Source organism: Bacillus cereus group sp. N24, from assembly GCF_016483345.1.
GTDB classification, from domain to species: Bacteria; Bacillota; Bacilli; order Bacillales; family Bacillaceae_G; genus Bacillus_A; species Bacillus_A toyonensis.
In genome coordinates, this window is record NZ_JAEHCA010000010.1 from 163,019 (window position 1) to 173,653 (window position 10,635).

Genomic DNA, 10,635 nt, shown 5'->3' on the forward strand with positions numbered 1-10,635 from the left:
ATAGTTTTAGACGAATATACGTTGTGATGATATATAAATTCAAAAAGAAGCAATTCACATGATAAGGTTATTGTTTAACACCAAAATACATTTACAATATAAGCTGTTCTCGTATATTTTCATAGATTGGAGAATTCATTCATGACTAACGTTGCGATTAGAAGGCCGAATTTGGATGATTTAGAGGAACTTCACTTGTTTTTCCGTATAGTTATTACGGATACATATAAAAATGAAGGATTATCACAATTATTGGGTGACATAGAAAATGAAATTAATTTGAAAAAGCAATATTTAAAAGATGATTTTGATAGTAATGGAGAAAATCGTTACTTTTTATTAGCGATAGATACAAATAACGATAAAATGATTGGAACAATTGAAATTGGTCCAGCAAGTACATTGATTACTAGTTGTACAGGCGGTGTACTTAAGGATTTGTATGAAATAGGAACTGTATTTATACTTCCTGAGTATCAAAGAAAAGGTATAGGGAGTTTACTATTACATGCAATGTATCTTACATTACTTAGCAGAGGAATAACAGAATACTGTTTAGATAGTGGATACAAAAAAGCACAAAATATGTGGACGAAGAAGTTTGGAGAACCTAGTTATGTACTGAAGGGTTATTGGGGAAAATCAAGTGATCATATGATTTGGAAGAAGAGTTTACATGATACACCTATAATATTTGAATTATAAAATGAAATATGCCTCTGGACATAGCTTTTCTTACGTATGTATGCTATTATTTATCTTTATAATAAAAGAGGACGTGAATGAACTTGATTAAAATTAATATTCCTGAAGCTGATGTTTCAATTACTGAACGTAAACAAGTTATTAAAGGAGACGAGGCAATCATTACTCCAATTAATGGTTTTATCGATTTCCACTTGTTCCCTAGAGATAAAGGCGGCATTTTTATGTTTTACAATATTAATGACGAACTGCTTTTCGTAGGTAAAGCTCGTAAAATTAGACAACGTATTAAAAAACACTTTGAAGACAATGTTTCACCAATTAAAAATCATCGTGACGAAGTATACCGTATTGATGCATGTATCGTAGAAGATCCAACAGAAAGAGAAATTTACGAAACATATATCATTAATGAATACAAAGCAAAATATAACGTTGATAAAGTATTCTATAAATAAGCAACATAAACGAAAAACAATCCTAGCATTTATACTGGGATTGTTTTTTTATTTAGCTTTATTCTTCATTTCTTTCTCCTTTTTTAAAATAATTAGCAGCAATTAAACAGAAAACCCCTATAAATAAAATTATTATTCCGAGCGTTTTATGTTTTCCTTCAAAGAAAGGAATGTCTGAAATAACATTAGTCATACATAATCCTAAAAACTCAAGGATAGGACCCACCCAAAGTAATACATTGCCGAATTTTGTATGCCTCCACATATTAACCCACCTCGACTCTATTTACATATATATCCATAATTTAAAAGTAAATTCATAGAGAAATATAGTTTTTTTCATATCGAAAATTTAACCTTCATATATTGGTACAAGCAAACGAGAAAGGAGACCATCATGAATTGGTTAGAAGCATTTATTTTAGGTATAATTCAAGGATTAACAGAGTTTTTACCGATTAGTAGTACAGGGCACCTTTATTTAGGACGGCATTTGTTTCAATTAGATGAAGCGGGATTGTTTTTAGATACGATGCTGCATATTGGGACTTTGCTTGCGGTGTTTATTTATTACAAAAAAGAATTTATATATTTAATGAAAAATCCATTTTCAAAGCTTATGTTATTACTTATCGTTGGGACGATACCTGCGGTTGTAATCGGTTTATTATTTAAAGACTTCTTTGAAGATATTTCAAAAACAGGCATTACCATCGGTTGGGAGTTTTTAGTGACAGGCTTCTTTCTATATATGGCCGATAAACAAAAGGATGGTCGTAAAAAAATGGACGACATTACATATAAAGATGCATTTATCATTGGTTCATTTCAAGCGGCTGCTATTTTCCCGGCAATTTCTCGATCTGGAATGACGATTGTCGCTGCTTTATGGAGAAAACTAGACCGTGAAACAGCAGCATACTTTTCTTTTTTATTATCTACGCCAGCAATAGTCGGAGCAATCATCTTGCAATTTATAGATGTTTTTCAAGGGAAAGCAGAATCTATTTCTAGTACATCATTAATTGTCGGAACGTTATCAGCAGCTTTCTTTGGTTACATAGCAGTTTCATGGATGATTCAATATTTAAAACATCATTCCTTAAAAGTATTCGCGTATTACGTATGGGGATTAGGTATTTTAATTTTAACGTTGCAATTTACTCATGTATTTTAATTATAATGATAAAGAAGCAATGTAATTAAGGTCCTGTTTCATTTATACACGACAGGATCTCTTTTTATTAAGGGGGAGAATATGTTTAATAAGGCTATTGTTATTGGTGGAAGTATGGCGGGAAAGTTTGCAGCAAAGGCATTATCAACTTCTTTTAAAGAAGTAATCATTTTAGAAGTCGGTGACAAATGGGATGGAAAAGCTTCAAGAAAAAGAGTTCCACAAAGCGATCATCCTCACGTGTTATTAAAAGGTGGAGAAAAAGCAATTGAAGAATTGTTTCCTACTATTACGAATGAATTAATAAAAGCGGGCAGTATTATAAATAACTTTACGCGTGATTTGAAATGGCATCAATTTGGTCTATGGAAACAACCATTCATAGGGGAAGTTCATATGATTCAACAAAGTCGTCCTTTATTAGAATGGCATATTCAAAAACGAATTGATCAAATTTCAAATATTACTATTACATATAAAACATTGGTTAATGGGTTATTAGTAGATGGGAAGCTTAACAAAGTGTGTGGAGTAAAAGTTAAATATTTAGAGACAGGCATGCAAGAAGAAGTTCATGCAGATATTGTAGTTGATGCAAGTGGGTTTGGCTCAAAAAGTATGGAGTGGCTACGAGAATACGAAATTGAAGTACAAGAAGAGAAAGTTCGTATCGATTTATTTTACGCAACAAAAATGTTCCAACTTAAAGAAAATGAGGAGTTAGACTGTTGTAATATGCTAATGTCTCCGAGTTTCCCTGAAAACCCTTATGGCGTTCTTATTCAAACGATTGAAGATAATCGTTATTTTGTTACTTTCAGTGGATACGCAAATGAGAAAGCACCACAAACAGATGATGAATTTTATGATTTTGCTGAAAATCTATCAATCTCTAATGTAACAGAGTTTCTAAACAAAGCTGAGGGGATTACTGATATAAAGACATACAAAATTCCTTATCAAGTACGTCGGCGATTTGATTTAGTTAACAATGTACCAGAAGGGTTGTTAGTAGTTGGAGATGCACAATGTCGTTTTGATCCTGTTTTCGGTCAAGGTGTTTCAGTTGCTGCTATGGAAGCTCACCAATTGCAATTACTTCTGCAAAGTAGAAAACAGCTCGATAAAACATTTACACAACAATTTTATAAAAAGACAGCTGACATAATAGAAATCCCTTGGGATATGACAACAACGGAAATATCACGTCACCCGCAGCTAAAGAGAGAATTAACTACGAAACAAAAATTTCAGCTATGGTATACGAAACAAATATATCGACTTTCCGCAAGTGATTCTGATGTTTATATTCGGTTAGTACGAGTGATGAATTTAATTCGTAGTCCATTTCACCTTTTTCATCCGAAAGTGCTACTAGCTGTATTACTTAATCGAAAGAAATAGCAGGAATATAATTGATTAAAAAAGAATGTATAACAGTTAGTAAATCAAGAAGGAGAATACGGAATGGAAATATACATAGAGCAACTAAAAAAACAAGATGCTGCGGATTTATTTACGTTTGAACTTACGAATAAATCTTTTTTTGAAACGATGGTACCAAATCGTGGTTCGCAATATTTCGATTTTGAATATTTTCAAAAACTATTAGACGATTTATTAATAGAACAGGCAGATGGAAATTCTTATTTTTATTTAATTCGTAATGAAGAAAAAGAAATTGTAGGACGAATTAACTTAGTAAATATAGATACCGAAACTCGAATCAGTTCGTTAGGTTATCGAGTCGGAGAAAAATTCACTAAAAAAGGAGTTGCAACAGCAGCTGTAAAATTAATTTTAGACGTAGCGAAAAATAATGAAATTAATGAGGTTCATGCTAAAACAACGACTAATAATCTTGCATCACAAATTGTACTAGAAAAAAGCGGATTTTCTTTTAAAAATGAAGCAGATACAACTTCTGTAGAATTAAACGGAGAACGTGTAAATTTTGTACATTATATTTGTAGAACTACTTTGTGTTCAAAATAATAGGGGGGACTTATTCATGAATGATTTACGTTATCCAATTGGTCAATTTACATACAAGCGTCCTATTACTGAGGAAATGATTGATAAATGGATTCAAGAAATTGAGGATGTACCTACTGATTTAGCAAAGGCAATTAAAGATTTAGATCAGAAGCAGCTAGACACACCGTATCGCGTTGGCGGATGGACAGTTCGTCAAGTTGTTCATCACGTTGTTGATAGCCATATGAATAGTTACATACGCTTTAAATTAGCACTAACAGAAAAGAATCCAACTATTAAACCGTATAAAGAAGAAAAGTGGGCAGAATTGCCAGATTCGAAACTACCTGTAGATGTTTCACTAGTAATGCTAGATTCATTACATAAAAGATGGGTTAACCTTTTATATTCATTAGAACCTACTGATTTAGAAAAGACATTTAATCATCCTGAATCTGGTGAAACAAAACTTGCTGTTGCAATTGGATTATACGCATGGCACGGTCGTCATCATACAGCACATATTACTTCATTAAGAAAGCGCCTAGATTGGTAAGATGAATATTATACTAAAAAGAGCAACTGAGAAAGATGCAGTGGACATATTCACAATGCAAGTTACATCATTTTATCCGTTATTAGAGAAGTACCAAGACTATGAGACGAGTCCAGCGAATGAGCCGATTCAACGAACGATGACAAGAATTAAATACCCGAATGGTGGATTTTATAAAATTATCGTAGATGGTCAGTTTGTCGGGGCAATATGTATATATTACAAAGAAAAAACAAATCAATTTTGGATAAGTCCTATGTTCATACATCCAGAGTTTCAAGGAAAAGGAATTGCTCAAAAAGTATTATTATTAATTGAGGAGATGTTTCCTGAAGCGATGAGTTGGGAACTTGCTACTATTTTAGAAGAAGAGAGAAATTGTTTTTTATATGAAAAGATAGGTTATAAAAGAACAGAAGTTATAAAGAAATTAAATGATAAAGCTACACTTATTTATTACAAAAAAGAAAGGTAAAGCATTAGAAATACGCTTTACCTTTTTATGTTAATATAGATTAAATATACAAATACATTGTATATACTTCCAAAATATTCGGGTTAGTAATTTCATAAATGAATAAAAATACAAAATAACTATTTTGTCGTATATGTTACTAACGCTTTTTGAATGCTTAAAATACTATCGTCACCTTTAAATTCTTTTGCAATTGGATCATCCATACTAGACACCCAAATTTTAAGCTCTGCATCTAAATCAAAATGCCCAGCTGTTTCAATGCTAAATTGTGTAATACTTTTATAAGGAATAGAATGATACTCTGTTTTTTTACCTGATATTCCTTGTTTATCTACTAAAATAAGACGACGATTTGTAAATACGATTAAATCGCGAATTAATTTATAAGCATGCTCAACTTTCTCATCGTCTAGCATAATCTTCTCTAAATCACGTTCTACACTTTCTGTACTCGCATTCGATGCATTTCCTAAAATACCGCTAAATAAACCCATATGAAATTCCTCCTTTAATATATGTGGGATGTGTTACTTATATTGTACCATGCTACTTACTAAGAAATTATGACATTACTTTAGTAGTTTCTGGTTATTGTTGCAATTCGATTATATAACCTCATCTTAAAATCTTGTGCTAATATGTAAGTAAGAAAAAAGGAGTAGAGGGATATAGCATGAAGAATATTGGTTTAGTATTAGAGGGCGGAGGAATGAAAGGTTTATATACTGCAGGAGTACTCGAATATTTCATGGAACAAAACTTATTCTTTCCGTATGTAGTCGGTGTATCTGCTGGAGCGTGTATGGGAGCAACCTATTTGTCACGTCAAAAAGGAAGGAATAAGAAAGTGAATACAGAGCTAGTAGCAGATCACAGATATATATCTTATCGAAATTTAATCAGAAAACGTGAATTATTTGGTATGGATTTTCTATTTGATGAAGTACCAAACAAAATTGTACCGTTTGATTTTCAAACTTTCCTACATTCAAATGAACAGTTTGTAATTGGAACGACCGATTGCGATTCAGGACAGGCTGTTTATTATAATAAACAGGAACATGGAAATGATATTTTAAAAATCATTCGTGCATCAAGCTCTGTCCCGTTTATAGCACCTGCTGTAGAATACGATAATCGAAAGTTGTTAGATGGAGGGATTATAGATCCTATACCAGTTTTTAAAGCGCAAAATGATGGTTATGAAAAGAACGTTGTTATTATGACAAAACCAGAAGGATATGAGAAGCAGCGAAATAAATTTTCTGGCCTGGCTAAAATTTTATATAGAAAATATCCGAAAATCGCAGAGACTTTAGTAGAGCATTATCGTTTTTATAATGAGACGATATCTTATATGAATCAAAAAGAACAAAAAGATAATTTTTATGTTATTCAGCCTAGCGTACAACTTCCTATAAGCGGAATAGAAAGAAATAAGGAAAAGCTTGTTAATCTATATAATCTTGGGTATATCGATGCTCAATATCACTATGAAAACTTATTAAATTGGATAGAGAAATAAAGGAGTGGGTATTTGAAGTTAGGAAAACAAGTTATGTTTAATGAATTGCAAAAAATGCATAGTCCTCTATATAAACCATTTCCGAATTGTGACATTCAAAAAATACGGAAAGATTATAAAAATATGTTCACAGAAGATGATTGTATAAGCGCTGATTTAAATTATTATTGGATGCATACAGCAGGGACTTTGAGTTACGTACTTAATGAAAACGAAAAGGAGATTTCGTTTGAGCAAATAAAGTGGCTGAGAAAATCATTTTTCGAATGGTTTCCGCAATATCGTTCTATAGAAACAGAAATTGTGAAGTATCCCGTTTTGTATAGAGATTTCATGAATTATGAGAAAGCGCGAAAACTATTACTATATTATCTTACTGAATAAAAATTAAAACGTACAAGTTATGCTGCTTGTGCGTTTTTTTTCATAAAAAATACAATTTTAATACCTTGTTTATATAGGGATTCTAATACGAAGAAAGAAGTACATATAGAATGATGTAAGGGAGGGAGAGGCGCTTAGATACCGTTTTCCTTTAATCCATTATCCACCTCGAATATAGTTAGTTATTTATGATAAAATATTTCGAGTGAAATTAAGTACTTATTATATCCAGTATTAAATAAGTTAAGCCAGGAGGAACAACAGTAAAATGGAAAACGTATCAAATCTAGACAAATCGGAATCAATAAAATCTTTACAATCAACAATTCGTAAACTTGAAAATGCACTGTCACAAATGACTCAAAAAGGTGCAAATACTACATTAGTGAAAAAACGATTTAAAGCTGTTTGCATAGGGTTAGCAGCGCTAGAAAACGCTTGGAATCAACAAAGTCATCAGTATAGTCAAGAAGAGTTAATAGAAGCTCGTAATGTCCTTGTTGGTTTGCTTCCATCAATAGAGAGGGCTTTTGATAAGTCTAAAGTAGGTAGTCCGCAAAGAACTCTTTTAACAAGAAGAATAAAAGCGTTGGAACTATCTGTTCAGGCAATTGATAAACTTTCCTAATAAAAAGAAAGAACTACAACGAAGGAGGAAGTGGGGGTGACTTCAATAATTAGTCCTAAGTTAGAGGAACTGAATAATCAATTAAAAAATGGAAACGAGAAAGCTTTTTATACTTTTTTGCATGAAATAAAGTCGAATAATACGCCACTAATAGAACAATGTCCTGTAGCTAATCAGTATAAGCTTATAACGTATATTTGGTTAAGGGACCGAAAAACTGAAAATGTTTATGTATTCGGCAGTTTTCCTGGTTGGGATCTGTCTGTAAATCAATTAAAACGATTGTTACAGACAGATATTTGGTATGAAACGTTTAGGACGGATAAGAGTTTTATTTCAACGTACTATTTTTCAGTAAACGATTTTTTCAAAAATGATTGGATAAAGCGTAGTGGACAGTACCAACTAGACCAATTTAATGGAAATACATTTGGAGAAGGTGCCAATAAAGCGTCTATGTTAAACACAGGAATGGAAGTGCAGTATAGCAGTCGTTTTCCTTCAAAACATTATCCATCCGGAAAAATTGAAACATATTCTTTTCATAGTACGATTTTAAATAACACACGTAAAATTCATATTTATACGCCTCATGATTATTCTCACACTTCACATCTTCAAGAACTTCTCATTGTATTTGATGGGAATTCATTCATTAATAACCTTTCAATCGCAAGAACACTCAATTATTTAATTCACACAAAAGAAATCCCATCTTGTATTGCTGTTGCTATAGAACCAGTTGATCGGCTAGAAGAGCTAACTTATAACGATAAAATGAATATATTTTTAACAGAGGAATTACTGCCGTGGATTCATGCTAAGTATCGTGTGCATAAAGACGCGAAATATACAACAATTGCCGGTTTCAGTCTTGGTGGCTTAGCAGCTTTTTATGCAGCGCTTCAAAATCCACATGTTTTCGGGAACGTGTTGTCAATGTCTGGATCCGTACATTGGAAAAAGGATGGTTATGAAAATATAATTCCTTGGATTGAAAATCAAATTTCATCTATAGATTCAAATGCGATGCAACCTCATTTTTATATAGCAGCAGGAGAACTTGAAAACAAACCTCTTTTAACAGCCAATAGACGCCTGTATAAAGCTTTAAAAGAAAAAGGATACCAAATTACTTATGAAGAATTTCAAGGCGGTCATGACGGTGTTTGGTGGCGAGAAAAGTTATTCGATGGATTGAAAGCGTAAAAACCTACAAAAACGCTACTATAAAATATAAAGGAGAGAGATTTTATGAATCAAGAAGAACTAGATAAAAAACTAAAAAAGCAAGAGATTTTAGTAAAAGATGAGAAAATTTGGTCCTATACGTATGAGGATCATATTAGTTCTATCGTTAAAGAAGCAGAAAAGAAAGGGTCTTTTGATAATTTGCCAGGTAAAGGGAAACCTCTAAATCTAGATAAAGATCTTTCGTATAATCCTGAAAAACAACTGTATAGAACTTTGAAAAATAATCATGTTTTACCTAGGTGGATTGAGCTTTCAAAGGAAATTGATGATTTAAAAGAAAGGCTAAAAGAAACTACAAATACTGCAGAAGCAGCGGATTTAATTCGAACTATTAATAAAAAGGTTTTAGAACATAATCTACTTTGTCCACCAAGTGCGCAAAAAACGAGGATGATAACGGACTTTTAACAATTTTCAATGAAGCTATCTCTTACTATATAATTAAGTAAGGCATTTTCAATTCATTATTAAAGGGAGGCAAATGTGATGAAGAATACGTATCAACTTCAAATTCCGAAAGAACTAGAACAGTATCTTAGTATTTTAGAAGAAAGTGTGAAACCGTATGTTAAAGTTTCTGGAACATTAGCAGAGACAACTCTTTTTGAGAGTAAGTTTAGTGGTCATCCGTATTTACCTATAGATCAAGAGCATCCTAAAGACTCAAATGGGCAACCGATGATGCTACTTGCTCAATTAAACTTTGAAGAAATGCCTCATATTGAATATATGCCTCAAAATGGTATGTTACAGTTTTTCGTAAGTGCTGATGATGAGCTTTTTGGAGCAGATTTTGATCATCCAACTGACCAAAAAGATTTTCGAATTATGTATCATTCTACAATTACAGTAGATTTAACTAAGGTTATTACTGATTTCAGTTATTTAAACACTTTAGATTCAGAGGATTTTATCATACCTGAAGCAGCAAAACTAAAGTTTGAATTGAATTATCAACCAGTAACATCTAGAGATTATCGATTTGAAATGATTTTTAACGATAACATTGATTGGGAACAAATCGTTGATGAAGAAAATAATACAGAATTAGGCGAACTGTATGATGATTTATGCGAAGAACAAGGACATAAAATCGGCGGTTATCCATTTTTTACACAGACAGATCCAAGAGAATGGGAAGAGAAATACCAGCAACATGATATATTATTGCTGCAAATTGATACAGACGATTCATTAAATATTATGTGGGGAGATTCTGGTGTTGCTAATTTATTTATTCGTAAGGAAGATTTATTAAAACTAGATTTTTCCAATGTCATTTACAATTGGGATTGCTACTAAAAAAATATAAATAATATAATAGCAAGCTAAAAAATCTTCCTTAAGGTGAGGAGGATTTTTTTGTTACAAATAAACGTTATGTTAACTAAAATAAGAAATGATAAGTACATTGAAAGTCAAGTATAAATACAAGAAATAATAACAAATATATAATTATAAAACGTATGTAATTAGCAATAAATCTATAAAGT

The 10,635-nt window shown here is 31.9% G+C and carries 15 protein-coding genes; 13 read left to right on the forward strand and 2 right to left on the reverse strand.

Translation table 11 applies throughout. The features are described from left to right. Positions 1-141: 141 nt before the first annotated feature. Positions 142-705, forward strand: a complete 564-nt coding sequence (locus JDS95_RS16615) for a GNAT family N-acetyltransferase (protein WP_199690685.1) — start codon at positions 142-144, stop codon at positions 703-705. Between the two features lie 77 nt (positions 706-782). Further along, positions 783-1,163 carry a nucleotide excision repair endonuclease gene (locus tag JDS95_RS16620; protein WP_001048938.1) on the forward strand — a complete coding sequence of 127 codons (381 nt, stop codon included), beginning with the start codon at positions 783-785 and terminating at the stop codon, positions 1,161-1,163. Between the two features lie 58 nt (positions 1,164-1,221). Here JDS95_RS16620 and JDS95_RS16625 read toward each other — a convergent pair whose 3' ends face one another. Further along, positions 1,222-1,428, reverse strand: coding sequence for a hypothetical protein (locus JDS95_RS16625; protein ID WP_199690686.1), 207 nt, complete (start codon positions 1,426-1,428; stop codon positions 1,222-1,224). 132 nt (positions 1,429-1,560) lie between these two features. On the opposite strand from JDS95_RS16625, the gene JDS95_RS16630 reads away from it, so the two are divergent. From JDS95_RS16630 to JDS95_RS16650, 5 genes are all read left to right on the forward strand, one after another. Then, positions 1,561-2,340: an undecaprenyl-diphosphate phosphatase gene (locus tag JDS95_RS16630; protein ID WP_001104284.1), complete on the forward strand. Its 780-nt coding sequence runs from the start codon at positions 1,561-1,563 to the stop codon at positions 2,338-2,340. A gap of 81 nt (positions 2,341-2,421) precedes the next feature. Continuing rightward, positions 2,422-3,744, forward strand: a complete 1,323-nt coding sequence (locus JDS95_RS16635; protein ID WP_199690687.1) for an NAD(P)/FAD-dependent oxidoreductase — start codon at positions 2,422-2,424, stop codon at positions 3,742-3,744. A gap of 63 nt (positions 3,745-3,807) precedes the next feature. Continuing rightward, the gene (locus tag JDS95_RS16640) at positions 3,808-4,335 is read left to right on the forward strand and encodes a GNAT family N-acetyltransferase (RefSeq protein ID WP_000409226.1); all 528 of its coding nucleotides are present in this window, start codon (positions 3,808-3,810) and stop codon (positions 4,333-4,335) included. A gap of 16 nt (positions 4,336-4,351) precedes the next feature. Beyond that, complete coding sequence (locus tag JDS95_RS16645) at positions 4,352-4,873, forward strand: YfiT family bacillithiol transferase (protein WP_000999060.1); 522 nt, start codon at positions 4,352-4,354, stop codon at positions 4,871-4,873. Between the two features lies 1 nt (position 4,874). After that, entirely contained in the window at positions 4,875-5,348 is a 474-nt protein-coding gene (locus JDS95_RS16650) for a GNAT family N-acetyltransferase (protein WP_001021464.1), read from the forward strand. A 119-nt stretch (positions 5,349-5,467) separates the two neighbouring features. On the opposite strand, the gene JDS95_RS16655 is transcribed toward JDS95_RS16650, so the two are convergent. Further along, complete coding sequence (locus JDS95_RS16655; protein ID WP_000522467.1) at positions 5,468-5,845, reverse strand: PH domain-containing protein; 378 nt, start codon at positions 5,843-5,845, stop codon at positions 5,468-5,470. 179 nt (positions 5,846-6,024) lie between these two features. Between JDS95_RS16655 and JDS95_RS16660 the strand changes: the two genes are divergently transcribed. The 6 genes from JDS95_RS16660 (at position 6,025) to JDS95_RS16685 (ending at position 10,444) form a co-directional block, all read left to right on the forward strand. After that, positions 6,025-6,876, forward strand: a complete 852-nt coding sequence (locus JDS95_RS16660; RefSeq protein ID WP_000789300.1) for a patatin-like phospholipase family protein — start codon at positions 6,025-6,027, stop codon at positions 6,874-6,876. A gap of 12 nt (positions 6,877-6,888) precedes the next feature. Then, entirely contained in the window at positions 6,889-7,260 is a 372-nt protein-coding gene (locus JDS95_RS16665; protein ID WP_000765930.1) for a YxiJ-like family protein, read from the forward strand. A 268-nt stretch (positions 7,261-7,528) separates the two neighbouring features. Then, positions 7,529-7,888, forward strand: a complete 360-nt coding sequence (locus JDS95_RS16670; RefSeq protein WP_000432671.1) for a hypothetical protein — start codon at positions 7,529-7,531, stop codon at positions 7,886-7,888. Between the two features lie 36 nt (positions 7,889-7,924). After that, on the forward strand, positions 7,925-9,097 hold the full coding sequence (locus tag JDS95_RS16675; protein ID WP_199690688.1) for an alpha/beta hydrolase: 1,173 nt from the start codon (positions 7,925-7,927) through the stop codon (positions 9,095-9,097). Positions 9,098-9,142: 45 nt separating this feature from the next. Continuing rightward, entirely contained in the window at positions 9,143-9,550 is a 408-nt protein-coding gene (locus JDS95_RS16680) for a DnaJ family domain-containing protein (RefSeq protein WP_199690689.1), read from the forward strand. A gap of 78 nt (positions 9,551-9,628) precedes the next feature. Beyond that, positions 9,629-10,444: a YwqG family protein gene (locus JDS95_RS16685; RefSeq protein ID WP_199690690.1), complete on the forward strand. Its 816-nt coding sequence runs from the start codon at positions 9,629-9,631 to the stop codon at positions 10,442-10,444. Positions 10,445-10,635 lie beyond the last annotated feature (191 nt).

Bases quoted from the DNA above. Each gene is read 5' to 3' on its own strand.
- JDS95_RS16615 (WP_199690685.1), top strand. From the start codon at position 142: ATGACTAACGTTGCGATTAGAAGGCCGAATTTGGATGATTTAGAGGAA.
- JDS95_RS16620 (WP_001048938.1), top strand. From the start codon at position 783: ATGAACTTGATTAAAATTAATATTCCTGAAGCTGATGTTTCAATTACT.
- JDS95_RS16625 (WP_199690686.1), bottom strand. From the start codon at position 1,428: ATGTGGAGGCATACAAAATTCGGCAATGTATTACTTTGGGTGGGTCCT.
- JDS95_RS16630 (WP_001104284.1), top strand. From the start codon at position 1,561: ATGAATTGGTTAGAAGCATTTATTTTAGGTATAATTCAAGGATTAACA.
- JDS95_RS16635 (WP_199690687.1), top strand. From the start codon at position 2,422: ATGTTTAATAAGGCTATTGTTATTGGTGGAAGTATGGCGGGAAAGTTT.
- JDS95_RS16640 (WP_000409226.1), top strand. From the start codon at position 3,808: ATGGAAATATACATAGAGCAACTAAAAAAACAAGATGCTGCGGATTTA.
- JDS95_RS16645 (WP_000999060.1), top strand. From the start codon at position 4,352: ATGAATGATTTACGTTATCCAATTGGTCAATTTACATACAAGCGTCCT.
- JDS95_RS16650 (WP_001021464.1), top strand. From the start codon at position 4,875: ATGAATATTATACTAAAAAGAGCAACTGAGAAAGATGCAGTGGACATA.
- JDS95_RS16655 (WP_000522467.1), bottom strand. From the start codon at position 5,845: ATGGGTTTATTTAGCGGTATTTTAGGAAATGCATCGAATGCGAGTACA.
- JDS95_RS16660 (WP_000789300.1), top strand. From the start codon at position 6,025: ATGAAGAATATTGGTTTAGTATTAGAGGGCGGAGGAATGAAAGGTTTA.
- JDS95_RS16670 (WP_000432671.1), top strand. From the start codon at position 7,529: ATGGAAAACGTATCAAATCTAGACAAATCGGAATCAATAAAATCTTTA.
- JDS95_RS16680 (WP_199690689.1), top strand. From the start codon at position 9,143: ATGAATCAAGAAGAACTAGATAAAAAACTAAAAAAGCAAGAGATTTTA.
- JDS95_RS16685 (WP_199690690.1), top strand. From the start codon at position 9,629: ATGAAGAATACGTATCAACTTCAAATTCCGAAAGAACTAGAACAGTAT.